22 protein-coding genes are annotated in these 24,643 nt (G+C 52.8%); 7 read left to right on the forward strand and 15 right to left on the reverse strand.

What is annotated here, in order from left to right:
• Nucleotides 1-14: 14 nt before the first annotated feature.
• The 4 genes from lolD (IEX86_RS19540) to IEX86_RS19555 are packed head-to-tail and all read right to left on the reverse strand — an operon-like array spanning nucleotide 15 to nucleotide 3,902.
• On the reverse strand, nucleotides 15-698 hold the full coding sequence (gene lolD, locus IEX86_RS19540) for a lipoprotein-releasing ABC transporter ATP-binding protein LolD (protein ID WP_188867818.1): 684 nt from the start codon (nucleotides 696-698) through the stop codon (nucleotides 15-17).
• Nucleotides 691-1,935, reverse strand: a complete 1,245-nt coding sequence (locus tag IEX86_RS19545; protein ID WP_188867819.1) for a lipoprotein-releasing ABC transporter permease subunit — start codon at nucleotides 1,933-1,935, stop codon at nucleotides 691-693. The genes lolD (IEX86_RS19540) and IEX86_RS19545 overlap by 8 nt, the downstream gene beginning before the upstream one ends.
• 34 nt (nucleotides 1,936-1,969) lie before the next feature.
• Nucleotides 1,970-2,653 carry a lipoprotein-releasing ABC transporter ATP-binding protein LolD gene (gene lolD / locus IEX86_RS19550; protein ID WP_188867820.1) on the reverse strand — a complete coding sequence of 228 codons (684 nt, stop codon included), beginning with the start codon at nucleotides 2,651-2,653 and terminating at the stop codon, nucleotides 1,970-1,972.
• Nucleotides 2,646-3,902, reverse strand: coding sequence for a lipoprotein-releasing ABC transporter permease subunit (locus IEX86_RS19555; protein ID WP_188867821.1), 1,257 nt, complete (start codon nucleotides 3,900-3,902; stop codon nucleotides 2,646-2,648). The genes lolD (IEX86_RS19550) and IEX86_RS19555 overlap by 8 nt, the downstream gene beginning before the upstream one ends.
• A 240-nt stretch (nucleotides 3,903-4,142) precedes the next feature.
• Here IEX86_RS19555 and IEX86_RS19560 point away from each other — a divergent pair, with 240 nt between their 5' ends.
• From IEX86_RS19560 to IEX86_RS19570, 3 genes are read left to right on the forward strand one after another with little or no spacing between them, the layout of a single operon-like run.
• Nucleotides 4,143-4,718 (forward strand): PilZ domain-containing protein, encoded by a 576-nt coding sequence (locus IEX86_RS19560; RefSeq protein ID WP_188867822.1) that lies wholly within the window; start codon nucleotides 4,143-4,145, stop codon nucleotides 4,716-4,718.
• Nucleotides 4,715-5,008, forward strand: a complete 294-nt coding sequence (locus IEX86_RS19565; protein WP_188867823.1) for a phosphodiesterase — start codon at nucleotides 4,715-4,717, stop codon at nucleotides 5,006-5,008. The genes IEX86_RS19560 and IEX86_RS19565 overlap by 4 nt, the downstream gene beginning before the upstream one ends.
• On the forward strand, nucleotides 5,005-5,748 hold the full coding sequence (locus tag IEX86_RS19570; RefSeq protein ID WP_188867824.1) for a glycerophosphodiester phosphodiesterase: 744 nt from the start codon (nucleotides 5,005-5,007) through the stop codon (nucleotides 5,746-5,748). Before IEX86_RS19565 ends, IEX86_RS19570 begins: the two co-directional genes overlap by 4 nt.
• On the opposite strand, the gene sthA is transcribed toward IEX86_RS19570, so the two are convergent.
• Together sthA and IEX86_RS19580 are read right to left on the reverse strand one after the other, a co-directional pair.
• A complete protein-coding gene (gene sthA / locus IEX86_RS19575; RefSeq protein ID WP_188867825.1) occupies nucleotides 5,745-7,139 on the reverse strand; it encodes a Si-specific NAD(P)(+) transhydrogenase in 1,395 nt (464 codons plus the stop codon). The two genes, IEX86_RS19570 and sthA, sit on opposite strands and share 4 nt — an antisense overlap.
• A gap of 213 nt (nucleotides 7,140-7,352) precedes the next feature.
• Nucleotides 7,353-8,798, reverse strand: coding sequence for a glyceraldehyde-3-phosphate dehydrogenase (locus tag IEX86_RS19580; protein WP_188867826.1), 1,446 nt, complete (start codon nucleotides 8,796-8,798; stop codon nucleotides 7,353-7,355).
• A 154-nt stretch (nucleotides 8,799-8,952) separates the two neighbouring features.
• Between IEX86_RS19580 and mfd the strand changes: the two genes are divergently transcribed.
• The gene (gene mfd, locus IEX86_RS19585) at nucleotides 8,953-12,402 is read left to right on the forward strand and encodes a transcription-repair coupling factor (protein WP_188867827.1); all 3,450 of its coding nucleotides are present in this window, start codon (nucleotides 8,953-8,955) and stop codon (nucleotides 12,400-12,402) included.
• Between the two features lie 45 nt (nucleotides 12,403-12,447).
• Here the strand turns inward: mfd and IEX86_RS19590 are convergent, their stop codons facing one another.
• The 3 genes from IEX86_RS19590 to IEX86_RS19600 all read right to left on the reverse strand — a co-directional run bounded on the left by IEX86_RS19590 (nucleotide 12,448) and on the right by IEX86_RS19600 (nucleotide 15,005).
• A complete protein-coding gene (locus IEX86_RS19590) occupies nucleotides 12,448-13,185 on the reverse strand; it encodes an S-methyl-5'-thioinosine phosphorylase (RefSeq protein ID WP_188867828.1) in 738 nt (245 codons plus the stop codon).
• Nucleotides 13,186-13,194: 9 nt separating this feature from the next.
• On the reverse strand, nucleotides 13,195-14,193 hold the full coding sequence (gene nagZ, locus IEX86_RS19595) for a beta-N-acetylhexosaminidase (protein ID WP_188867829.1): 999 nt from the start codon (nucleotides 14,191-14,193) through the stop codon (nucleotides 13,195-13,197).
• Nucleotides 14,194-14,297: 104 nt separating this feature from the next.
• Entirely contained in the window at nucleotides 14,298-15,005 is a 708-nt protein-coding gene (locus tag IEX86_RS19600; RefSeq protein WP_188867830.1) for a TetR/AcrR family transcriptional regulator, read from the reverse strand.
• 170 nt (nucleotides 15,006-15,175) lie between these two features.
• Here IEX86_RS19600 and lexA point away from each other — a divergent pair, with 170 nt between their 5' ends.
• Complete coding sequence (gene lexA, locus IEX86_RS19605; RefSeq protein ID WP_188867831.1) at nucleotides 15,176-15,787, forward strand: transcriptional repressor LexA; 612 nt, start codon at nucleotides 15,176-15,178, stop codon at nucleotides 15,785-15,787.
• 30 nt (nucleotides 15,788-15,817) lie between these two features.
• Nucleotides 15,818-16,288 carry an SOS-induced cell division inhibitor SulA gene (gene sulA / locus IEX86_RS19610; RefSeq protein ID WP_188867832.1) on the forward strand — a complete coding sequence of 157 codons (471 nt, stop codon included), beginning with the start codon at nucleotides 15,818-15,820 and terminating at the stop codon, nucleotides 16,286-16,288.
• Here sulA and IEX86_RS19615 read toward each other — a convergent pair whose 3' ends face one another.
• The 6 genes from IEX86_RS19615 to fadB form a co-directional block, all read right to left on the reverse strand.
• Nucleotides 16,289-16,525, reverse strand: coding sequence for a hypothetical protein (locus IEX86_RS19615; RefSeq protein ID WP_010797699.1), 237 nt, complete (start codon nucleotides 16,523-16,525; stop codon nucleotides 16,289-16,291).
• Between the two features lie 146 nt (nucleotides 16,526-16,671).
• Nucleotides 16,672-17,190: a DUF6586 family protein gene (locus IEX86_RS19620; RefSeq protein ID WP_188867833.1), complete on the reverse strand. Its 519-nt coding sequence runs from the start codon at nucleotides 17,188-17,190 to the stop codon at nucleotides 16,672-16,674.
• Between the two features lie 92 nt (nucleotides 17,191-17,282).
• Complete coding sequence (topA, locus tag IEX86_RS19625) at nucleotides 17,283-19,895, reverse strand: type I DNA topoisomerase (RefSeq protein ID WP_188867834.1); 2,613 nt, start codon at nucleotides 19,893-19,895, stop codon at nucleotides 17,283-17,285.
• Between the two features lie 136 nt (nucleotides 19,896-20,031).
• Nucleotides 20,032-20,283 (reverse strand): DUF1653 domain-containing protein, encoded by a 252-nt coding sequence (locus IEX86_RS19630; RefSeq protein ID WP_188867835.1) that lies wholly within the window; start codon nucleotides 20,281-20,283, stop codon nucleotides 20,032-20,034.
• Nucleotides 20,284-20,343: 60 nt separating this feature from the next.
• Nucleotides 20,344-21,519, reverse strand: a complete 1,176-nt coding sequence (gene fadA, locus IEX86_RS19635) for an acetyl-CoA C-acyltransferase FadA (RefSeq protein WP_188867836.1) — start codon at nucleotides 21,517-21,519, stop codon at nucleotides 20,344-20,346.
• Between the two features lie 27 nt (nucleotides 21,520-21,546).
• Nucleotides 21,547-23,694, reverse strand: coding sequence for a fatty acid oxidation complex subunit alpha FadB (fadB, locus tag IEX86_RS19640; protein ID WP_188867837.1), 2,148 nt, complete (start codon nucleotides 23,692-23,694; stop codon nucleotides 21,547-21,549).
• 489 nt (nucleotides 23,695-24,183) lie between these two features.
• Here fadB and IEX86_RS19645 point away from each other — a divergent pair, with 489 nt between their 5' ends.
• A complete protein-coding gene (locus tag IEX86_RS19645) occupies nucleotides 24,184-24,618 on the forward strand; it encodes a universal stress protein (RefSeq protein WP_188867838.1) in 435 nt (144 codons plus the stop codon).
• Nucleotides 24,619-24,643 lie beyond the last annotated feature (25 nt).

The following is a 24,643-nucleotide window of genomic DNA, read 5'->3' on the forward strand; positions in this document are numbered from 1 at the left end:
TGCCGAGCCTTGCCTTATGCGTTAGCCAAACGCCCCTCAGCTAACTTTAAGCAACGATCCATCTGGGCTGCGAGCGCCAGATCATGTGTCACTATCAGAAAGGCTGTACTCAGCGAGTCACTCAACTCAAGCATCAGTTCTTGAATGCTTTGAGCGGTATGCTGATCCAAATTGCCCGTGGGCTCATCCAGCAGAACCACCTTGGGTTGATTGATGAGCGCCCTGGCTATTGCAACTCGCTGTCTTTCACCGCCAGACAATTCAGCAGGCTTATGGCTCAAACGATGCCCTAACCCTACCCGCTTGAGCAATTGAGCGGCACGCTCTCTAGCCTCCGGGATTGAGGTAGATCCGATCAGCAAGGGCATGCAGACATTTTCTAATGCGCTGAACTCTGGAAGCAGGTGATGAAACTGATAGACGAAACCCATGGCGCGGTTACGCAGCAGGCCACGTGCTTTCTCACCAAGACGAGACAACTCTTCGCCCGCCAGCCACACACTGCCCTGAGAAGGCGTATCCAGACCGCCTAGCAAGTTCAGCAATGTAGTCTTACCTGAGCCGGAGCTTCCTACAATGGAAATACGCTCGCCCGGCTGCAGATTTAGATTGACGCCTGACAGCACCTCGACTGTCTCAGGCCCTTCTACATAGCGCTTACCAATATCAACGCAGCGTAACACGGCGCTATCAGTCATATCGCAATGCCTCGGCAGGCTCTGTACGTGATGCACGCCAAGCCGGATACAAGGTAGCCAAAAAGCTCATACACAATGCAGCACCACAGATAAGCATCACGTCGTTCAGCTGCAGATCAGAGGGCAGATTACTGATGAAGTACATGTCCGAGCCAAATATTTTGTGCCCGACAATACGCTCAAGCGCCGAAATCCACCGACTTACGTTGAGGGCGGCAATTACACCGAGCACGCCGCCGATAAACGTACCCACCACGCCGATGACAGTGCCCTGCACCATGAAGACAAACATGATCTGACGGGGCGTAGCGCCTAATGTACGCAAGATAGCTATATCCGCTTTTTTATCAGCGACAACCATGATCAGTGTTGCAATGATATTAAAGGCAGCTACAGCCACAATCAGCAGAAGCAGCAGGCCAATCATGGTCTTTTCCATGTTCATGGCCTGGAACAGACTGCCCTGGGTACTCGTCCAATCCTGCGCCTCATAACCTGCCCCAATGGCACCGGCGACCTGGCGAGAGTATTGGGGTGCCTTGAATAGATCATCAAATGCAAGGCGAACGCTTTGTACAAGCCCAGGCTCCCAGCCTTTCAACGGAGCTGCATCGGCCACATTGATCAGGCTTAGGGAACCGTCAAGTTCAGCACCCACCTTGAAAATACCTACGACTGTAAAGCGACGCATCCGCGGGGTGATATTACCTGCGGCGGACGTTACCTCTGGAACGATAATAGTAACCTTATCGCCCATACCAAGCTGGAACCGATGAGCCGTGATCTCACCGATAATAATGCCAAACTCGCCTGCCTTGAGGTTATCCAATTGCCCTTGAACCATCCGATCGCCAATGATCGAAACCTTGGGCTCAAGCTCTGGATCAACACCATCCACCAACAGCGGCTGCATACGACCGCGCTGCGATAACATGCCTTGCAGCTGGGTATAGGGAACTGCAGCCAGTACATGAGGCTGCTGAGCAGCCTTGTCGGCTACGCTTTTCCAGTCGGCAAACGGCTGTTCTGCACTTATGGTCGCATGGGGCACCATACCCAGAATTCGAGTGCGCATTTCCTGCTGAAAGCCGTTCATGACTGACAGCACAAGAATCATGGCCAACACACCCAGCGTCAGACCGATCATCGAGACCAGAGAAAAAAAGGAGATAAACGACTTACGGCGCTTTGCCCGTGTATATCGCAATCCAATGAAAAGAGATAAAGGTCTGAACATTTCGCCTTACACTGTTTCAGTAGAGGAAAGGCCGTCAGGCCGGAACCAGGCGGCCATCTTCCAGGCGCAAGATACGATCCATTTGACCCGCCAGCGATTGATCATGAGTCACTACGAGAAAGGTCGTACGCAAGGAAGTAGAAAGCTCAAGCATCATTTGCTGGATACCATGAGCCGTATGCTGGTCAAGGTTGCCCGTAGGCTCATCCAGCAACACGAGCTTGGGCTGATTGACCAATGCTCGTGCGATGGCAACTCGCTGGCGCTCGCCGCCTGATAGCTCAGCTGGTTTGTGACTCAGCCGATGCCCCAACCCTACTCGCTCCAGTAACGCAGAAGCTTTCTGCCGCGCATCTGCTATCGAGGCCCGTCCAATGAGCAACGGCATGCAGACATTTTCCAGCGCACTGAACTCCGGTAGCAGGTGATGAAACTGGTAGACGAACCCCATGGCGCGGTTACGCAACAAGCCCCGCGCCTTCTCATTGAGCGCTGAAAGCTCTTCACCGTCCAGCCATACGCTGCCTTGGCTAGGCGTATCGAGCCCGCCCAACAGATTCAGCAATGTGGTCTTTCCCGAGCCGGAGCTGCCTACGATCGATACACGCTCTCCAGGAAGCAGCTCCAACTCTACGCCAGTCAGGACGTTAACGGTCTGTGGACCTTCTTCGTAACGCTTGCCCAGATTCTGGCAGCGCAATACGGCTTGTTCACTCATAACGCAACGCCTCGGCAGGCTGGGTGCGTGCAGCACTCCAGGAAGGGTACAGGGTGGCAAGAAAACTCAGCAGTAAAGAGGCACCACACACCCATAAGACATCATTGAGCTGTAACTGGGATGGCAGATAATTAATGAAATACACCTGCGCATTCAGGAAGTGGTGTCCTGTCATTCGCTCCAGCCAGGCAATAAAGCCACTGACATTAAGTGCGGCAATGATGCCCAGTACGCAGCCCAGCAGAGTCCCGATCACGCCAATGAAGGTTCCCTGGACCATGAAAATAAACATGATCTGGCGTGGAGTAGCACCCAGCGTACGTAAAATGGCGATATCGGAGGTCTTGTCCGTTACGACCATGACTAACGTTGAGATGATGTTGAAAGCTGCCACTGCCACGATCAAAAGAAGCAGAAGACCAATCATGGTCTTTTCCATTCCAATAGCTTGATACAGGTTGCCATGGGTACGGGTCCAATCGCGCGCATAGAAGTCTTCGTTATCACTTGCCAGTGATCGAACAACATCCCACGAGACCTGAGGCGCCTTGAACAAATCGTGCAGTTTCAGGCGGATACCCTGAACCTGACTTGGCTGCCAGCGCTGCAGACGAGCTGCATCCTCAACATGGATCAAGCCCACCGAGCCATCTAGCTCCCCGGCTCCTACACTAAAGATACCGACGACAGTAAGTCGCTTCATACGCGGAAACATACCGGCAGGCGTCACAGCTACTTCAGGCGCGATATAAGTAACCTTGTCGCCTAGCTTTACGCCCAGTTTCTGCGCCGCCAATGTTCCGATAATGACGCCAAAACCACCTGGCTTCAGGTCAGTCAGCTTACCCTCACGCATGAAGTCGCTGATAATTGAAACCTTCGGCTCTTCATTCGGCTCGATCGCATTGAGAAGCACGGTCTGAACCGCTTTATCCTGAGTCAGCATGCCCTGTAGCTGAGTAAAAGGCGCAACGGCTGCTACCTGAGGATTCTTTTTGGCTTGATCGGCAACGATCCGCCAGTCATCAATCGGCTGATAGGACTCCAAAGTGGCATGAGGGATCATTCCCAGGACTCGATCACGCATCTCGCGATCGAACCCATTCATAACCGACAACACTACGATCATGACCAGCACACCCAGTGCTAATCCGACCATTGAGGTCAGCGAGATAAACGAAACGAAGTGATTTCTTCGCTTGGCACGCACATAACGCATGCCGATGTAGATAGGTAGTGGTCTAAACATATCCAGGCTTAAGCAGGAATGGGACGCAAGCGAGTCCTTATGGACAAGGGAAACGGCAAACAATACAGAGCAACCGTTTTAGTCCCAAGCTCGACTACACTCATATATGCAGCGTTCGCCACTTCAGGCAGAGCGAATCCCTGTTGCTTCACAGCCCCGACAAAGCGCCAGTTTACACACTGGCATGCCCCTATCAGCAGGCATTACACTCAACGCTTCGATCATCGCTGTGGGCTTACCATGACTACACCAGACGCGGATGAACGCCGCGAATACTATCGCATCACAGACTCGATCGCACTGGAAATCACCCCGATTACCGGGACAGAACAATCCGTCACGTCTAATGCGTCACCTTTGTTTGACCTGTTGAGCGAAATGCATCTTCTGGAGTTTGAATCACAGCATCTCTTGCGTAGCTTCAATGAGCGTGATCGCTCTATTGCAGCCTGCGTAAAGCTGCTCAACAAAAGAGTCGATCTTCTAGGGCAGGCACTTACCTGGAACTTGATACATGAGATTGGAGAGCCTAGACCTGTCGTGCTTTCCGAGGGGGGCATCAGCTTTCAGAACCCAGAGGCGTTTCCACTGGGTACCCAGATAAGCCTACGTATGATTCTGATGCCACAAGCCCTAGGCCTTGAGTTGAATGCCGAAGTTATTCATTGCCAGCCAGCTGCACCGGACGGCTATGAAATAGGCACCAGTTTTGTGGATATTAGCGATGCCCAGCGCCAACTGCTGGCTCGGCACATATTCAAGAAGCAGGCTCATGAGCGGCGTACGCTCAGAGCGCAACCCAAGGACGAACAGTGAGGTACTGGCTGGGTCTTTGGCTTGCGTTTGGCACAACAGCCATCTTTGCCGATACGCTCTCAATCCCTATTGGCCAGCAAGGCGACAGTCATGCTGCACTGCCCTACCCTGGACAGCTTCGCTCCGAAGTGCTCAATCGCTTCGGGTTGCCCGATATGGAACATCCAGCCGTAGGTAAGCCTCCCATCACTCGCTGGGACTATCGCGACTTCAGCGTCTATTTTGAAAACAACCGTGTTATTGATGCTGTTCGTGATCATCAGCCATCCAATCGTAGGGAAACACCATGACAGTCATTTACGGTCATCGAGGAGCCAAAGGCGAGGCACCTGAGAATACGCTGGCAAGCTTCGAGCAGTGCTTGCAGGCCGGTGTAAACCGCTGTGAGCTAGACCTTCACCTGTCCAATGATGGAGAGCTGATGGTTATTCACGACCCTACACTCAAGCGCACCACAGGCCGACGCGGCAAGGTCGCCGAGCTGCCAGCCGATACCCTTGTTACCTATGATGCCCGCATGGCAGGTCCATCATGGCCGCGGCCATGCCCCATTCCGCGCCTGGAAGAGCTTTTCGAACAGGTGGATTTCGAGCATTGGCAGCTTGAGGTCAAGAGTGCCTCGCGTGTCAGGGCAGCACGAACCGTCAAGGCGATAGACGAGCTGGCAAAACGCTTTAATCTCAGCGATCGGATTACAGTAACGTCAAGCTCGCGCGAAGTCCTAAGAGCCCTTAACCGGGACACGCCCTGGATTAAGCGAGGGCTGGTTGCAGAGTACGCCTGGCTGGATCCGTTAAAGGTAGCCGCTAGTTATAACTGCCATTTACTCGCACTCAACTGGGCGCTGTGCACGCCAGAACGTCTCTTAAAAGCCCAGCGCCAAGGCCTGCACGTATCGGTATGGACGGTGAATGAGCCTTCTTTGATGCGGCGCCTTATCGACTTTGGTGCCGATAGCTTGATTACGGATTATCCAGCACTGGCTAGAACCGTGCTGGATGACCATAAAACCTACACTAAACCGGCTTAGAAAAGCCGGTTTAGTCCATCAAAGGCTGCTACGCGATACGCTTCAGCCATGGTGGGGTAGTTGAATGTTGTATTGATGAAGTATTTGATGTTATTGCCTGGACCTTTCTGGTTCATGATGGCCTGTCCGATGTGCAAAATCTCGGATGCCTGGTCACCGAAGCAGTGAACGCCAAGTACTTCCAAGGTTTCGCGATGGAACAGAATCTTGAGCATACCCACAGGCTCACCTGAGATCTGCGCTCGCGCCATGCTCTTAAAGAAGGCCTTCCCGACCTCATAAGGCACCCTGGCCTGGGTCAGATCACGCTCATTTTTACCAAGAGAACTGATTTCAGGAATTGTATAAATCCCTGTAGGAATGTCGTCGACATAGCGCGCCGAATCGTCATCAAGAATATTGCCTGCCGCTGAACGCCCCTGGTCAAACGCAGCGCTGGCAAGGCTTGGCCAGCCGATGACGTCTCCAGCAGCCAGAATATTCGGGCAGCTGGTCCGGTAATTCTCATCCACGTTGATCTGGCCACGGCTATTCACTTCAATACCGACATTTTCCAGTGTTAATTGGTCGGTATTGCCGGTACGTCCGTTACACCACAGGAGCGCGTCAGCACGCAGCTTCTTGCCTGATTTCAGATGCAGGACGACCCCATGCTCCAGTCCTTCAATACGCTCGTACTCTTCATTATGGCGAATGAGTACATTATTGGTGCGCAAGTGATAGCTGAGTGCATCGGAAATTTCATCATCCAGAAAGCTGAGCAGCTGATCACGCGTATCGATCAGGTCAACAAGAACGCCTAGCCCACTGAAGATAGATGCATACTCACAACCAATAACGCCGGCCCCGTAAATGATCAGGCGCCGTGGCGTGTGGCTTAAGGTCAGAATGGTATCGCTGTCATAGACACGCGGATGGGAGAAATCAACATCAGCAGGGCGATAGGGACGCGAACCTGTGGCAATGACAATCTGCTTGCCGACCAGTTGTTCGGTTCCCCCATTAGGATTGATGACATTAATCGTGTGTTCATCAATAAAGCTTGCCGTTCCGAAATACACATCGACCCGGTTACGGGCAAAGTAGGACGTATGTGAGTTGACCTGCTTCCCAATGACACGCTCAGCGCTCTTGAGCACGTCCGGAAATGAAAACCAGCGAGGCTCGCCAATCGTACGGAACATCGGATTATTATTGAAATGAATGATCTGCTTGACTGAGTTACGCAGAGCCTTTGACGGAATGGTGCCCAGGTGGATGCAATTTCCCCCAATAACCTGGCGACTGTCCACGACCGCCACCCTGCGACCGTGCTTGGCTGCATTGATTGCAGCGCCCTCGCCTGCTGGGCCCGATCCCAGCACCACTACGTCATAGTTATAGACAGCCATGATTACTCCTCGAAAAAACGAACCGATCGCTCATGAGCGTCGAGCACATCATCGCCAGCTCTACGGCAACCCGATTTAAGCGATGATCTCTATATAGGGTACACCTATCCTCTTGTTGCGACCTTTCGTCACACTAGAAAAATCTTTTCATTTTAAAGCGATAAATAAAAACGGGAGCCTAAGCTCCCGTTTTCGTCTCTTTACAATAAATGCTTAAACAGTCGGATAAGCCGGTGGATTTACACCAGCCATTTCCTCAAGCACTCGAACAACCTGGCAGCTATAGCCGAATTCATTGTCGTACCAGACGTATAGAACGGCGCGGTTATCGCTACAGATGGTAGCGCCTGCATCGACTATACCTGCATGACGAGACCCAACGAAGTCGCTGGATACCACCTCAGGTGAGTTGACGAAATCGATCTGCTTGTGAAGATCCGAGTGCAGAGCCATGTAGCGTAGGTACTCGTTGATCTCTTCCTTACTGGTGCCTTTTTCAAGGTTCAGATTCAGGATGGCCATCGATACGTTTGGCGTGGGCACGCGAATGGCATTGCCTGTCAGCTTGCCAGCCAGCTCTGGTAACGCCTTGGCCACGGCCTTCGCAGCGCCAGTCTCGGTAATAACCATATTCAATGGCGCGCTACGACCGCGGCGATCACCCTTATGGAAGTTATCGATCAGGTTTTGGTCGTTGGTAAACGAGTGAACCGTTTCAACATGACCACTGATAATGCCGTACTTATCATTAACGGCCTTCAGGATCGGCACGATGGCATTGGTCGTGCAGGAAGCCGCCGTAACGATAGTATCTTCCGGGCTAATGGTGTTGTGATTGATGCCGTGAACGATGTTTTTGAGCGAGCCCTTACCAGGCGCTGTCAACACTACGCGGGATGCACCCGGGCACTTGAGATGCTGGAATAGTCCTTCGGCATCACGCCATTTACCGGTGTTATCAACAATAATCGCATCCTTGATACCGTACTGGGTGTAGTCCACCGCGGTCGGATCATTGGAATAAATTACCTGAATAAGCGTGCCATTGGCGCAGATTGTATTGTTGGTCTCGTCTACAGTAATAGTGCCCTCGAAGGAGCCATGTACTGAGTCACGACGCAACAGGCTGGCGCGCTTGACCAGATCGTTTTCGGCACCTTTGCGTACCACGATAGCGCGCAGACGCAGGCCGTCGCCACTGCCAGAGTGCTCGATAAGAATACGTGCAAGCAAACGTCCGATACGGCCAAAGCCATACAGAACTACATCAGTTCCCTGGCGCTTTTCGGTGCCCTGCTTACCTACAACGGCAGCCAATTCTTCGCGCAGGAATTCTTTTAGATCACGCCCTGCCCCCGCCTGCTTGAATTTCAAGCTCAGACGCGCCAAATCAATGGAGGCGGCACCTAGTTCAAGTTCACTAATAGCCTTAAGCAGCGGATAGGTATCGTGTACAGACAATGCAACATCATCGACCTGACGTGCAAAGCGATGCGCCTTAAGAATGGCGATCACTGAACGATTAACCAAACCACGCCCATATATAGAGGTCACAACATTATTATTACGGTAGAGCTGACCGATCAGCGGAATCATTGCCTCCGCAATCGCCTCACGATCGATCCATTCACCAAGACACTGGTCGGAGTTCTGACTCACGGTGATACCTTCCATATGTAGGGGCTAACAAAAGGAACTACATTATGACCGCACCTGCCTGAACCGGCAATCTTCGCGCGTCGATGCACTGACAGCGAGACGAGACCGTCGTTACAATCTCAACTCTGATTTTTTTCAACGGAGCCTAACCCGCGTGCCCGTTTTGCGTATTCCATCAATTCCTGATACCGCTGGACGGCAGCATTGGGGAAATCTCCCCGGAGCCGCGCTAAGTCTGGCCATCGCGGAGGCTGCAACTGCTGCAAGCCAACGCTTCACCTTACTTTTGACGCCGGATAGCCAAAGCGCCGAGCGCCTCGAACAGGAGCTACGATTCTTCGCCCCCAGGCTTCCCGTATTGCATTTCCCTGACTGGGAAACGTTGCCTTACGATATTTTTTCGCCGCACCAAGACATTATTTCCCAGCGTGTGGCTGCGCTCTATCGTCTTCCCGAGCTTGATCACGGCATTTTGGTAGTGCCTATTGCAACAGCCCTACATCGCATGGCACCTACTCGTTTTCTGTTAGGAAGCAGCCTTGTACTGGATATTGGCCAGCGCCTGGACGTAGAGGCGATGCGGGCTCGCCTGGAGGCAGCGGGTTATCGCTATGTCGATACCGTCTACGAGCATGGCGAATTTACAGTCCGTGGAGCACTGATCGATCTCTTCCCGATGGGTAGCAGCCTGCCGTATCGGATCGATTTGTTTGATGACGAAATTGAGACACTGCGCACATTTGATCCAGAGACACAGCGATCAATCGACAAGGTTGACTCAATCCGACTGCTTCCTGCACGAGAGTTTCCTCTGCATAAAGAGGCCATAACAGGGTTCAGGGCTCGCTTTCGGGAGCGCTTCGATGTGGATTATCGCCGCAGCCCTCTTTATCAAGATCTGGCGAGCGGCCTGACTCCAGCAGGTATTGAGTATTACCTACCACTATTCTTTGACGAGACATCGACGCTATTCGATTACTTGCCCCAAAGCGCTCAGGTCTTTTCGCTCCCTGGGATCGAACAGGCATCCGAGCAATTCTGGACAGACGTACGCACCCGATACGAAGATCGTCGTGTCGATCCGGAGCGTCCCCTGCTTCCGCCAGCTGAAGTTTTTCTTCCGGTAGAAGAGTGTTTTGGCCGCCTCAAGCAATGGCCACGAATTGTTATCAGCAGCGATGACATTGAATCAGGCGTAGGGCGTGAGCGTTTTTCAGCAAGGCCACTGCCTAATCTTGCCATTGAAGCCAAAGCCAGTCAGCCCTTGGCCGCTTTACAGAATTTCCTTGCCGACTTTAACGGACGCATTCTGTTTACAGCAGAGTCCGCCGGCAGACGCGAAGTACTGCTTGAGCTGCTGGCACGCATTAACCTGCGTCCTGCAACCGTAGAGGGCTGGGAAGGCTTTCAAGACACCGAAGAGCGCCTGTCGATTACGATTGCACCGCTCGATGAAGGCTTGTTACTCGAAAGGCCGGACGTTGCCCTGATTGCCGAGACCCCCCTGTTCGGCCAGCGAATCATGCAGCGCCGTCGCCGAGAAAAGCGCAGCGAGCATGGCGACAACGTCGTCAAGAACCTTACGGAGCTACGCGAAGGCGCACCGGTCGTCCATATCGATCATGGCGTTGGCCGCTATATGGGCCTGATAACGCTAGAGCTGGAAGGTCAGGCGCAAGAGTTTTTGCTACTGGAATATGCAGACGAAGCCAAGCTCTACGTGCCGGTTGCTAATCTGCATCTTATTGCCCGTTACTCAGGTGCTGACGATGCCCTCGCCCCGTTACACAGGCTAGGCTCAGAGACCTGGCAGAAAGCTAAACGCAAAGCCGCCGAGCAGGTGCGTGACGTTGCCGCTGAGCTCTTGGATGTTTATGCGCGCCGCGCCGCACGAGAAGGCTTTGCCTTCAACGATCCCAAGGCTGACTACGCAACCTTTGCAGCAGGCTTCCCTTTCGAGGAAACACCTGACCAACAAGTCGCCATCGATGCTGTATTGAAAGACATGCTGTCTGGCAAGCCTATGGATCGCCTGGTCTGTGGAGATGTAGGCTTCGGTAAAACTGAAGTGGCCATGCGAGCCGCGTTTGTAGCTGTACACAGCGGCAAGCAAGTTGCTGTTCTGGTTCCCACAACCCTACTGGCGCAGCAGCACTACAACAGTTTTCGCGACCGCTTTGCCGATTGGCCTGTGCGGGTTGAAGTCATGTCTCGCTTCAAATCTGCTAAAGATATTGAAAAGGCTGTGCAAGAGCTGGCTGACGGTAATATCGACATCATTATCGGAACGCACAAACTGCTGCAGGACGACGTGAAGTTCAAGAACCTAGGACTTGTCATCATCGATGAGGAGCACCGGTTCGGGGTACGCCAGAAAGAACAGTTCAAGGCGCTACGCAGTGAGGTCGATATCCTGACGCTAACGGCAACACCGATTCCCCGCACACTCAATATGGCGGTTGCGGGCATGCGTGATTTGTCCATCATCGCTACCCCACCGGCTCGACGGTTATCGGTGCGAACGTTTATCATGGAGCAGCAGAACGCTGTTATCAAGGAGGCGCTGCTTCGTGAGCTGCTGCGTGGCGGACAGGTCTACTACCTTCACAACGAAGTAAAGACCATTGAAAAGTGTGCACGTGATCTTGCTGAACTAGTGCCGGAAGCCCGTATCGGTATTGGCCATGGACAGATGCGAGAGCGAGAACTGGAACAGGTGATGAGCGACTTCTACCACAAGCGTTTTAATGTGCTTGTGGCGTCGACCATTATCGAGACCGGGATTGACGTGCCCAGCGCCAACACCATTATCATCGAGCGTGCAGACAAGTTCGGATTGGCTCAGCTACATCAGCTGCGCGGACGTGTTGGACGAAGCCACCACCAGGCTTACGCCTATCTGCTGACGCCCCCACGCAAAGGCATGACACCTGATGCCGAGAAACGCCTCGAAGCTATTGCAGGCGCACAGGATTTGGGTGCCGGCTTTATTCTGGCAACTCATGACCTTGAAATACGTGGCGCTGGCGAGCTGCTGGGAGAAGGCCAAAGCGGCCAGATTCAGGCGGTGGGCTTTACACTGTACATGGAAATGCTGGAGCGTGCCGTCAAGGCTATCCGCAAGGGTGAACAGCCGAATCTGGAACAACCTCTTGGAGGTGGCCCGGACATCAACCTACGGGTTCCCGCACTTATTCCCGAAGACTATCTGCCGGATGTCCACACGCGCTTGATCCTGTACAAGCGTATCGCCTCTGCAGCGGATGAGGATGCGCTAAAGGAATTGCAGGTAGAGATGATTGATCGCTTCGGCTTGCTGCCGAATGCCGTCAAGAATCTGGTTCGCCTGACCCTTATGAAGATCAAGGCAGAGGCCTTGGGCGTCGTGAAGGTCGATGCTGGTCCGCAAGGTGGTCGTATTGAGTTCACGCATGATACGAAAGTTGACCCGCTGGTCTTGGTCAAGATGATCCAAAGCCAGCCTAATAAGTATCGACTGGAGGGTGCGACCCTCTTTAAGTTCCAAGTACCAATGGAGCGTCCCGAGGAGCGCTTTAATATCATCGAAGCACTTTTCGAACGCTTGACTCCGACAGAAGCCTAGCCTGGAATTAGCCAGGCACCTATCTAGGTGCCTGGCTAACGGAGTTCAACCGGCCAATACCGATGCCAATACGGCTTTAACCCGTCCTATGCCTTCATGCAAAGCCTGTTCAATCTCAGCCATGGTGATAACGCCTGTTACTTTGCCCGCGGCTGGATTAACTATGAGTGCCAAACAGGCATAAGCCAGGTCTTGCTCGCGTGCCAACGCAGCCTCTGGCATAGCTGTCATACCCACGATGTCGCATCCGTCACGCTCCAAACGAACAATCTCCCCTGCTGTCTCCAGACGAGGCCCTTGTGTGCAGGCGTAGACGCCCTGATCACTATGCGCGTAGCCGTGCTGGCGCAGAGCACTGATCAGCTGCTGACGAAGCGTTTCATCATAGGGGTAACTGAAATCGATATGCGTTACGGCTTCTAGAGAACCCTCAAAAAACGTGTGTTCGCGCCCCCAGGTATAGTCGACGATCTGATGAGGCACGCAGAGATGTCCACTGCCCATAGCCGCATGGATACCCCCCACAGCATTGACAGCCAGAATAGCCTCAGCACCCGCATGCTTGAGTGCCCAGATATTGGCCCGGTAGTTGACCTGATGAGGAGGAATACGATGTGGGTGGCCATGGCGCGCCAGGAACAAGACCTCACGCCCCGCATAACGGCCTTTTAGAATATCAGCCGAAGGTGCCCCGTAAGGCGTGTTCATGCTGATGGATTCATCAAGCGTCAGACCTTCCAACTGCGTCAGGCCAGTCCCGCCGATAATGGCGTAAATGGTCATATGAACTCCTTAATCAACCAGACCTGCTTGACGCAGGATAGATAAAGCAGCAAGCCAGCGAGGCTGCTGACGATACTCAGTAGACGGAAATGCTCTCGCACGCATCACTTTCAGACGCTCTGATGGCTTGACCCTTAACCGTTGCAGAGCAGCCAGTGCCAGCTCAGCTGCTGCACGGTCATTACAAACAAGCCCCATATCACATCCAGCATTCAAGGCAGCCTGAACCCGCTCTGCAGCATTACCGGCGACATGTGCACCAGCCATAGACAAATCGTCGCTGAAAATAACGCCCTTGAAGCCCAGCTCACCACGAAGTATGTCCTGCAGCCAACGCTGCGAAAACCCAGCGGGTTGCTCATCTACGCTGGGGTAAATCACATGAGCAGGCATGATCGCATCTAACTGTCCACTCAACTGCCTGAACGGAACAAGATCAATAGCGTTAATAGCCTCAAGACTACGTTCGTCTCGCGGAATAGCCACGTGCGAGTCAGCCTCAGCCCAACCATGGCCGGGAAAATGCTTGCCCGTCGCCGCCATGCCAGCACGATGCATGCCGCGAATAAACGCTCCAGCTAGAGCACTAGCCTTTTCTGGCGCACCTTCAAAGGCTCGCTGGCCTATTACAGCGCTACGGCCATGATCCAGGTCCAAAACCGGAGCAAAGCTGAAGTCGAGCCCTACAGCCAGTACCTCTGTCGCCATCACCCACCCACACGCCTCGGCAAGATGCTCGGCCTCTGGATGATCGGCGAATCGCCGCATAGCGGGGAGACGAACGAAACCCTGTCGAAGCCTCTGGACACGCCCGCCTTCCTGATCGACTGCCAACAGCAGATCAGGCCGCTCGGCCCGTATGGCTTCGCACAATTCTCGCACCTGGCGAGGATGCTCGATATTACGAGCAAAAATGATGAGCCCACCCACTTCGGGCTGGCGCAGGAGGTGTCGGTCTTCAGCGGTCAGCCACGTTCCGCCGATATCCACCATTAATGAGCCTTGCATAGGCATCCCTGAGGCACAGAAAATAAGTAAGGCATGGTGCCCGTTCAACTCATTTCAATCAATGCGTCTAGGGTGCCTTTGCTGAAAGCGTGGCACATACTGGATTAGAAGCGTTGCGCGTCCTGGCTAGAAGACTTGCGAGGCTTGAACTGAGCGGACACAAGTGCCTGGTCAGTCATGGCGCTATCCGCCAGCATCCCACTGGCCATAAAAGGCACCATCAGACGTAACACCTGTTCTGTTGAGGTGTGCACGCCAAAGTCATTGTCCGCCATGGCCTTAAGCGCCTTGATGCCTGACATGCTGAACGCAGCCACACCTATCATGAAGTGGGCTCGCCAGAAGAGCTCCAAAGGCGGTATGGCTGGGGCGGCTACCGCAACCAACTCCATATAACGGCGAAATACTCGCCCATAGGCTTCTTCAAGATACTTCTTCAGATGTCCCTGACTTTCACTGAAAGCCAGCCCCAGAAGACGCATGAAGATAGAGAGGTCATTGCCGTGTCGCGGTTTGATAGCCAGCGCCTGATCTACTAGCAAATAAAGAAGCTCTTCCAGATCCGCTTTGTTACCTGACTTGCCGTATCGGCGATCCAGCTCGCTTTCCAAACAGGCACAGTAGGGGTCAAGGAACCGGGAGAATACTGCCTGTATAAGCGATTTCTTTGAACCAAAGTGATAGTTCACAGCAGCAAGGTTTACATTTGCCTTGCTGGTTATCAAACGGAGCGACGTTTCAGCAAAGCCACGCTCAGCAAAAAGTTGTTCAGCGGCATCCAATATCCGCTCGACCGTTTCGGATTGAGCCATTGCTTAACTACCTGATCGTAAAATGTTTTAAACATATGTTTAAAACATTTCTGCGTCAATGGTTAGTATTGTTAAAGGGTGTAATGGCATTTCGATGATGAAAAGTCAGTTGCCCTCAATCCAATACTGTATATAATCCCAGCAACTGTATATAAAGCCAGACACCTATCATGCTGAAATTAACGCCTAGACAGTCCGAAATTCTGAGCTTCATCAAGCGCTGCCTCGAAGAAAATGGTTTTCCACCTACTCGTGCGGAAATTGCTCAGAAGCTTGGCTTCAAATCTCCCAATGCGGCAGAAGAGCACCTCAAGGCACTTGCACGTAAGGGCGCGATTGAAATGACACCTGGCGCTTCCCGTGGAATTCGTATTCCCGGATTTGAGGCGAAGAAGCCAGCTGAAAGCGAGTTGCCAGTCATTGGCCGTGTTGCAGCAGGCGCCCCAATCCTGGCGCAGCAGCATGTAGAAGAAAACTGCAATATTAATCCTGACTTCTTTCAGCCACGTGCAGATTACCTCTTGAAGGTAGAAGGCATGAGCATGAAGAACATCGGCATTCTTGATGGAGACCTCTTAGCGGTTCATGTCACGCGCGAAGCCCGTAACGGACAAGTCGTAGTGGCTCGTGTAGGGGAAGAGGTAACGGTCAAACGCTTCAAGCGTGAGGGTGACAAGGTCTGGCTGATTGCCGAAAACCCTGACTTTCAACCCATTGAAGTGGACCTCAAGAAGCAGGACCTGGTCATCGAAGGCCTGAGCGTAGGTGTTATCAGGCGTTAATGAGTCAACGCATCTATAAGGAGGTGTTCAGTGCAATCTTTATTGCCACCGGATCATGGACAATTGCCGTTGTTTCATGACGCATTGGTTCAATCGTCGCTCAACCCGTTTCTAGCTGGACCTGCACAAGCTGTAACCCTTCCCGAGTGCTTTAGCGAAGTCATTCTAAACGGCGCCCAGGATCACTGCCTGCACTTGCTAGCGCCGATGCTGCGAGAGTTGAGTGATGAGCAGGACCCCCGGTGGTTGACGCTGATAGCACCCCCGACACTGCTAACCACTAAATGGCTGCGCTCAAGAGACTTAAACCTGAACAGGATCTTGCTATTACAGCCACGCCAGAGCATGCAGGCGCTAGAGCTGGCTTGTGAAGCATTGCGCTCAGGAAAAAGCCATACCGTAGTGAGCTGGCTCCATGGGATGAAGATTTCTGAGAAGAAAAAGCTGGCTCTGGCCGCTCAGACAGGAAACGCCCAAAGCCTTAACATCCGTTTAGGCTGATCAATGAAGAACGCGGGGAGTATCTTCGCGTTCGATCATATCTCCCTCGGCAAGGCGCCCCGCCATCTGCACGCCCAAGTTAAACATGGCCTTTGCCACTTCAACTTGTTGACCATGCAAGAAGTCCTTCGCATCGGAAGAAAACTCCAAGGTCACTAGTGCCTCTTCACCATCGGCACGACGCAAAACAATACGGCCATCAGCCAATTCGACAATTTCAAGATAAGACGTAGACATATGTGCATCTCCAGCAGGCGCTGGCATTGTAACAGTCGCACCTGCCCTTCCCTAGGCTCTATCGATTAACGTAACACAATAAAGATTAAAATGTCGTAAGGCAGCTCCTCGATCAAGCAAAGGCTGCTCGCTTTAGAGCCCACGACTTACCACTCCATCAACGCACCACGAAAGCGCAGCGCCAACTCCTTGATGTTTTTCCTCCAGACCTCAAGCTCAGCATGACCTAGCGGCATCTTCTCCTCATTCAGGCTAATGGACTCAATCAGGGGAAGGCTCGGATCGACTTTAGCTTGCTTGGATGGTTGCGGCGGCTTTTGCAATAGCGAAAATTCAGCAAGCAGCTGAGCCAGCCAGGTCTCTTTATAACTTGCTAACTCAAGCAGTTCGGCCAGCTCTGGACTCGGCGAATCCTTTAATGTTTCTGGGTTTAGAAACTGATCGACAGAAACTGCCTGCGCGTTAGGCATGCGGTAATAGCCTGCCACCTCATGGCACAAGCCTAAAACAGCACCATACAGATGAAACAACGTAGCTTCGCGCTCAGCTTGTATTTGCCCTTGGGCATTAATGCTTTGCTCTTGCTCAGCCTTACGCCATGACTCAAGGCTCAAACCGGCAAAGTACAGTTTCTGATTAGTACGCGTATAGATCTCATGAGACATGTATGAATCCTCCTGAGGCAGGGCAGCAATAGCCACCCCGCCAGAGAAACATTGATTACCAACCTGTGGGATTGGCAATCAATTGCAGCGCATCAACTACGCTTGTCTTCTACTTTCCACTTGCCATTGTCGAAATAGGCTTTCCAACCGGTCGGCTTGCCATTCTCCTCAGTCTGCACATATTGCTCCTTGGTCTTACGACTAAAGCGAATGACAGCAGAGCGGCCATCGGGGTCCTTGGCAGGTGCGCTTAATAGATAATGGTATTTCGGATCGATTTCATCCTTATGCGGCAACAGCTCACTGACCAGTGGCGCACGAGTCTCGCGGTTCTTTGGAAATTGGCTGGCTGCCAGGAACAGACCCGAGGCTCCATCTCGCAACACATACGTATCGTTGACCTTCTCGCACTTAAGCTCAGGCATGGCGATAGCATCCATCTTGGGTGGAGCTGGCTCACCATTCTTGAGCAGTTTGCGGGTGTTCTTGCACTCTGAATTGGTACATCCAAAGAACTTACCGAAACGACCAGTCTTGAGCTGCATTTCACTACCGCACTTATCGCACTCAAGCGAAGGACCTTCATAGCCCTTGATGCGATAGGTACCGGTCTCGACTTCGTAGCCTGTGCAATCAGGGTTGTTACCGCAGATATGAAGCTTGCGGTGCTCATCAACTAGATAAGCATCCATTGCGGTTCCGCAGATATCGCAGCGATGTTTGCTACGCAGCACACGTGATTCAGACTCACCCTCGTCGTCTTCGGCAATCTCGTCTCCAGGAACAAGGTTAATCGTTCCCTTGCAGCGCTCTTTGGGTGGAAGGGTATAACCCGAGCAACCCAGGAATACACCCGTGGACGCTGTTCGGATCATCATGGGCCGACCACAGGTTGGACATGGAATGTCCGTCAGGGTTGGCACATTGGCACGCATGCCTCCTTCAGCACTCTCAGCGGCCTCCAACTTTTTCTTGAAGTCGCCATAGAACTCGTCTAGCAGATTTTTCCAGTCGAGCTCACCCTGAGCTACGGTATCGAGATTGCCTTCCATGCTGGCAGTAAAACCGTAATCCATAAGATCAGAGAAGCTTTCACCCAACCGATCCGTAACAATATCGCCCATCTTTTCTGCATAGAAGCGGCGGTTATGCACAGTGGCATAGCCCCGATCTTGAATCGTAGAGATGATAGCCGCATACGTCGACGGACGACCGATCCCACGCTTTTCCAACTCCTTGACCAAACTGGCCTCAGAAAAGCGTGCAGGCGGCTTGGTAAAGTGCTGGCTGGGGTCAAGACGTAGCAGTTTCATCGAGTCGCCCTGATTCATTTCGGGCAGCACATCATCCTCGCCAGGCTTGCTCTGCTGGGCCAGTACTCGCGTAAAGCCATCGAACTTGAGAATTCGCCCTTTGGCGCGCAGTTCAAACTCACCAGCTTTTGCCGTAACCGACGTAGAGAGGTATTCAGCAGGAGGCATCTGGCATGCAATGAACTGACGCCAGATCAAGTCATACAGGCGTTCAGCGTCTCGCTCCATACCGGATAACTGATCCGGACGGGTGTTCACATCAGAAGGACGAATCGCTTCGTGGGCTTCCTGTGCGCCTTCCTTGCTGCTATAGAAATTAGGCTTGCTCGGCAAATACTTATCGCCAAACTCACCCTCAATGAATGCCCGCGCCATGGTAATGGCGTCATTGGACAGGTTCGTCGAGTCGGTACGCATGTATGTGATATAGCCAGCCTCATAAAGACGCTGTGCCATCATCATGGTTTTCTTTACACCAAACCCCAGTCGGTTACTGGCAGCCTGCTGCAACGTTGACGTAATGAACGGAGCGGAAGGTCGGCTACTGGTCGGCTTATCCTCGCGCTTGCTGATGCTGTAGCTGGAGGCCTTTAACTTTTCGACTGCTGCGCTTGCCTGAGCCTCATTCAGCGGCTTGAACGCTTCGCCATTCTGCCGAATAACTTCAAAGCGCACCTTGGCGCTCTTGGGGTTCGCCAAGTCAGCATGTACTTCCCAGTACTCCTCGGGAACAAAGGCGCGGATTTCTCGCTCACGCTCGACAAGCAACTTGACCGCAACGGACTGGACACGTCCGGCCGAAAGCCCTCGGGCAATCTTTTGCCATAGCAAAGGCGAGACCATGTAACCCACTACACGGTCCAGAAAACGTCTGGCCTGCTGCGCATTGACTCGATTGATGTCTAGATCGCCAGGCTTGGAGAAAGCATCCTGGATTGCTTTCTTGGTAATCTCGTTGAACACGACTCGCTTGAATCGACTCTCGTCACCACCAATGGCTTCGCGCAGGTGCCAGGCGATGGCTTCCCCCTCACGATCCAAGTCGGTTGCGAGGTAAACAGTGTCAGCTTCCTTAGCCAAACGCTTGAGTTCTTCGATCACCTTTTCCTTGCCAGGCAGGATCTCATAGTGCGCCTTCCAGCCATGCTCAGGGTCGACCCCCATACGAGCGACAAGCTGACGCTTAGCCTTTTCCTTTGGAGAAAGAGCTGGAGCTTCGGCAGCAGACTTGCGTCCTTTCGTGGCAGGCTCTTTTGACGCGCCGGCCGACCCACTGGTAGGCAGGTCACGGATATGGCCGATACTCGACTTCACCACGTACTGGTTGCCCAGATACTTGTTGATAGTCTTGGCCTTGGCCGGGGATTCCACGATGACCAGCGATTTGCCCATGTATCGGTTGATTCCTGCGTTATTAAAAGATGTAAAAAGAAAGGCGAGACAGTCTGACAGACATTTGGCAGTGACTGACGAACCATAACAGCATGGCTGTACGGCCCCGCTATATATAGTGGCTACTGGAGCAAGGTCAAGGCTGCATGTGATCAGCAAGCCCTAACGGATTCTCCTCAGCCTTTACCAAAGCAAAGCGGGGAACACGCTCGCTGTCCACCTCAACGCTCTCAAGAAACATACTGAGTGGACGTGCCCAGAGGCCATATTCACCATACAACGCCTGGTAAAAAACAAGTTCCTCTTCCGTTTCGGAATGCTTGGCCACGCCCAGCACGCGATACTCCTGCCCTTTGTAATGCCGATAGAGCCCAGGTTGTAAAGACATGTCTCCTCCAGAAAGAAAAACCGGGGCTAAGCCCCGGTTTCGGTAGCATACGAGTCATTGTCAGACGCGTTCGAACACCGTTGTAATGCCTTGACCCAAGCCAATACACATGGTTGCTACGCCCAGTACGCCACCCTTTTGTTTCATTACATTTAATAGCGTGCCGGAAATACGTGCTCCAGAGCAACCAAAGGGGTGACCTAAAGCGATAGCACCGCCGTGGAGATTGACTTTCTCCTCCATCTTATCGAGGAGTTTTAGGTCTTTGAGCACCGGTAGAGCTTGGGCTGCGAAAGCCTCGTTGAGTTCGACATAGTCGATATCATCCATCGACAGGCCGGCACGTTTGAGCGCCTTTTGAGTAGCAGGGACAGGACCATAGCCCATGATGGCAGGGTCTACACCAGCAACCGCCATGGCTCGGATACGCGCCAATGGTTGCAAGCCCAGATCCATTGCTCGCTGGCCAGACATAACGATCATACAGGAGGCCCCATCAGTAATCTGCGAGGATGTTCCAGCAGTGACTGTACCATCTTTCGGATTAAAAGCAGGCCTCAGCTCAGCCAAGCCTTCCACAGTGGTGTCAGGACGAATGGTTTCGTCATAGTCGAACATTTTTAGGAAGCCATTCTCGTCATGTCCTTCCATGGGAATGATCTCGTCCTTGAATGCACCGTCCTGCGTCGCCTTCCAGGCCAGTTGATGTGAACGATAGCCGAACTTATCCTGCGCTTCCCGGGTAATCCCGTGCATTTTGCCCAAAAGCTCAGCAGTCAGTCCCATCATGCCTGAAGCCTTAGCAGCATAAAGCGACATATGCGGATTTGGATCGACGCCATGCATCATGCTGACGTGCCCCATATGCTCGACCCCACCCACTACGAATACATCACCGTTCCCGGTCATGATGGCTTGGGCAGCTGTATGTAGCGCGCTCATTGAGGAACCGCAAAGACGGCTCACAGTTTGTCCTGCACTGGTATGAGGAATGGGAGTCATCAGGGACGCCATTCGGGCGATGTTCCACCCCTGCTCAAGCGTCTGGTTTACGCAACCCCAAATTACATCTTCCACTTCTGCCGGATTGATCTGCGGATTACGCGCCAGAAGCTGGGTAATCAGGTGAGCAGACATGTTTTCTGCTCGGGTGTTACGGTGCATGCCACCCTTGGAGCGGCCCATCGGTGTACGGCCAAAGTCGACGATGACAACGTCTCTTGGATTCAGGCTCATAAGAATTCTCGCTCTGTGCTGTCTGCGTTAACCAAAGAAGGACTGGCCGTTACGGGCCATTTCGCGCAGCTTTTCAGTCGGGTGATACAGCGGCCCCAGGTCAGCATACTGGTCGGCCAGCGCTACAAACTCGGCAAGGCCCAGGGAATCGATATAACGCAGCGCACCGCCCCGGAAGGGAGGGAAGCCAATGCCGTAGATCAAGCCCATGTCCGCTTCGGCAGCCGATTCAACAATGCCATCCTCCAGGCAACGGACAGTCTCCAGGCATAGCGGAATCATCATGCGCTGAATGATCTCGTCATCCGTAAATTCACGCTGTTCATACACGACAGGCTTGAGCAGTGCGTATGTTTCAGTATCAGCCACTTTCTTGGGCTTGCCCTTCTTATCGGTCTCGTAGACATAGAAACCCTTGCTGTTCTTCTGTCCAAGGCGCTTAGCCTCGTACAATGCATCAACGGCCGTCTTGCGGGTCTCCTTCATACGATCTGGAAAACCTTCCGCCATCACGTCGCGAGCGTGGTGCGCGGTATCCATACCTACGACATCCATCAGGTAAGCCGGTCCCATGGGCCAACCAAACTTCTCCATGAGTTTATCGATACGCTGGAAATCGGCCCCTTGCCCTACCAGGCCAGCAAAGCCGCCGAAGTAAGGGAACAGCACACGGTTTACCAGGAACCCTGGGCAGTCATTGACAACGATGGGGTTTTTACCCATTTTCTTGGCATAGGCCACAGTGGTCGCAATAGTCTTTTCGCTGGTCTTCTCACCTCGGATTACTTCTACCAGAGGCATCATATGCACTGGGTTGAAGAAGTGCATTCCGCAGAAATTTTCAGGTCGTTTTAGCGCCTGAGCGAGCAAGCTGATTGAGATAGTTGAGGTGTTGGAGGCCAGAATCGCGTCCTCACCGACATGGTCCTCGACCTCTGCCAGCACGGCCTGCTTGATCTTCGGGTTCTCAACCACAGCTTCGACCACGATATCCACTGACTTGAAGTCGCCATAGGACAAGGTCGGACGAATACGGTTGAGCGCTTCAGCCATTTTTACAGGCTCAAGACGGCCCTTCTCAACGCGTTTGTTAAGTAGCTTGCTCGCCTCATTTAGACCAAGCTCAATCGCATCCTCACGGATATCCTTCATGAGGATTGGGGTACCCTTAAGCGCAGACTGATAGGCAATACCACCGCCCATAATGCCTGCACCCAGCACGCTGGCCTGTTTAACGTTACCCGCCTGCTGATCGTAGACCTTGGCCTTCTTCTTCAGAAGCTGATCGTTCAGGAATAGGCCAATCAAACTTTGCGAAACGGTGGTTTTAGCCAGTTTTACAAACCCCTTGGCTTCAACCTCCAAAGCTTTTTCACGACCAAAGTTAGCGGCTTTCTGGATGGTCTTGATCGCCTCTACAGGCGCTGGATAGTTCGGACCTGCCTGGCCTGCCACATAGCCCTTGGCCGACTCGAACGCCATCATGGCTTCAATGGGGTTGAGCTTGAGCTTTTCAAGTTTAGGCTGACGGCGTGCTTTGTGATCAAGCTCACCGGCAATGGCTCGAAGTGCCAGATCCAGCGCAGCGGCCTGTAGATGTTCAGGTGCGACAACGGCGTCAGCAAGACCAACTTTAAGCGCCTCGGCAGCGGAGTTTTCCTTGCCTGAAGCGATCCATTCGATAGCGTTGTCGCTACCGATCAGACGAGGCAGGCGAACCGTCCCCCCGAATCCGGGATAGATACCCAACTTTACTTCTGGCAAGCCAACTTTCGCGGTCTCGCTCATCACACGAAAGTCTGCAGCCATAGCGATCTCCAGACCACCGCCGAGTGCAATGCCGTTGATTGCTGCCACAGTAGGCACATTAAGATCTTCGAAATCGTTGAAAATCCGATTAATCTCGAGGTTTGCCGCCAGCAACTCTTCGTCTGGCATACGGAAACTTTCGACGAACTCGGTGATGTCTGCCCCTACGAGGAAAACATCCTTTCCGCTACTGAGAATGACGGCCTTGACCGAAGCGTCAGCCTTGAGGGCATCGACAGCCTGGCGCAGCTCGTTCAAGGTCAGGCGATTAAATTTATTGACCGATTCGCCAGTAAGATCAAGCTTTAACTCGGCGATACCGTTTTCTAGAGCCTTAACCGTGATGGCTTTACCTTCGTAAATCATCAACTGATCTCCATACGTGGAAGCGGAACACTCACATCCAAGCCTTGTTGCCCATTCACTCAGGCAGCCAATGGCATGGCGTGATACTAGGATTCTTTAAGCCTGAACAAAGCAAAAGGGGCACTTCACAGTGACTTCCGCTCACTCGCCCAGGCATTACAGGGCCCGCAAGACAAACATCTGATTCATACAAGTGTTTGACAGCTCCTACACGATCATTCAAAACCTGCGTTATGTCAATTCGACCCACGCCTTAACGTGGCATAACATCTGTCTGCACCCAACTGGCAAAGGGCTGAAAATTTACCAATCTCTACAAAGGATAGGTGCAATTGACGCAGCTATCTGGTAACAACAGCGAGGCGCGACCCTTATAGCAAGGAGCAAGTACCGCTTGATGCGGTCCAAACGGTATCTGGATAGCAGGTGCGAATTGCACCAGACAGGCCATACTTGAAATGTTCGCCATCCTTAAGGAGGAGAAATAAAATGTCTTATAAACACATTCTGGTAGCCATCGACCTGACTGATGAATGCCACGCCGTAATCCGTCGTGCTGTCGATCTGGCTGCTGGCCTCCAAAGCAAGGTTTCCCTGGTGCACGTGGTCGAACCAATGGCTATGGCCTTCGGTGGTGACGTACCCATGGATCTTTCCTCCCTTCAACAGCAGCAGATCGAGCAGTCGCGTGAACGTCTGGACAGCTTTGTTGCGCAATACAGCCTTCTGGAGGGCCAGTGCCAATTAGCCTACGGCCAGCCACGCCAGGAAATTCACCGGTTTGCCCGTGAAAATGCCTGTGACCTGATTGTTGTTGGTAGTCACGGCCGTCATGGCCTCGCACTGCTGTTGGGTTCGACAGCCAATGACCTGCTACATGGTGCCCCTTGCGATACCCTGGCGGTCTCCCTGACCAGGAAGTAATACAAAAAAGGGCTCCCGAAGGAGC

Source organism: Pseudomonas asuensis (assembly GCF_014646755.1).
Classification (GTDB): Bacteria; Pseudomonadota; Gammaproteobacteria; order Pseudomonadales; family Pseudomonadaceae; genus Chryseomonas; species Chryseomonas asuensis.

Bases quoted from the DNA above. Each gene is read 5' to 3' on its own strand.
- lolD (WP_188867818.1), bottom strand. From the start codon at position 698: ATGACTGATAGCGCCGTGTTACGCTGCGTTGATATTGGTAAGCGCTAT.
- IEX86_RS19545 (WP_188867819.1), bottom strand. From the start codon at position 1,935: ATGTTCAGACCTTTATCTCTTTTCATTGGATTGCGATATACACGGGCA.
- lolD (WP_188867820.1), bottom strand. From the start codon at position 2,653: ATGAGTGAACAAGCCGTATTGCGCTGCCAGAATCTGGGCAAGCGTTAC.
- IEX86_RS19555 (WP_188867821.1), bottom strand. From the start codon at position 3,902: ATGTTTAGACCACTACCTATCTACATCGGCATGCGTTATGTGCGTGCC.
- IEX86_RS19560 (WP_188867822.1), top strand. From the start codon at position 4,143: ATGACTACACCAGACGCGGATGAACGCCGCGAATACTATCGCATCACA.
- IEX86_RS19570 (WP_188867824.1), top strand. From the start codon at position 5,005: ATGACAGTCATTTACGGTCATCGAGGAGCCAAAGGCGAGGCACCTGAG.
- sthA (WP_188867825.1), bottom strand. From the start codon at position 7,139: ATGGCTGTCTATAACTATGACGTAGTGGTGCTGGGATCGGGCCCAGCA.
- IEX86_RS19590 (WP_188867828.1), bottom strand. From the start codon at position 13,185: ATGACCATTTACGCCATTATCGGCGGGACTGGCCTGACGCAGTTGGAA.
- nagZ (WP_188867829.1), bottom strand. From the start codon at position 14,193: ATGCAAGGCTCATTAATGGTGGATATCGGCGGAACGTGGCTGACCGCT.
- IEX86_RS19600 (WP_188867830.1), bottom strand. From the start codon at position 15,005: ATGGCTCAATCCGAAACGGTCGAGCGGATATTGGATGCCGCTGAACAA.
- lexA (WP_188867831.1), top strand. From the start codon at position 15,176: ATGCTGAAATTAACGCCTAGACAGTCCGAAATTCTGAGCTTCATCAAG.
- IEX86_RS19615 (WP_010797699.1), bottom strand. From the start codon at position 16,525: ATGTCTACGTCTTATCTTGAAATTGTCGAATTGGCTGATGGCCGTATT.
- IEX86_RS19620 (WP_188867833.1), bottom strand. From the start codon at position 17,190: ATGTCTCATGAGATCTATACGCGTACTAATCAGAAACTGTACTTTGCC.
- topA (WP_188867834.1), bottom strand. From the start codon at position 19,895: ATGGGCAAATCGCTGGTCATCGTGGAATCCCCGGCCAAGGCCAAGACT.
- IEX86_RS19630 (WP_188867835.1), bottom strand. From the start codon at position 20,283: ATGTCTTTACAACCTGGGCTCTATCGGCATTACAAAGGGCAGGAGTAT.
- fadA (WP_188867836.1), bottom strand. From the start codon at position 21,519: ATGAGCCTGAATCCAAGAGACGTTGTCATCGTCGACTTTGGCCGTACA.
- fadB (WP_188867837.1), bottom strand. From the start codon at position 23,694: ATGATTTACGAAGGTAAAGCCATCACGGTTAAGGCTCTAGAAAACGGT.
- IEX86_RS19645 (WP_188867838.1), top strand. From the start codon at position 24,184: ATGTCTTATAAACACATTCTGGTAGCCATCGACCTGACTGATGAATGC.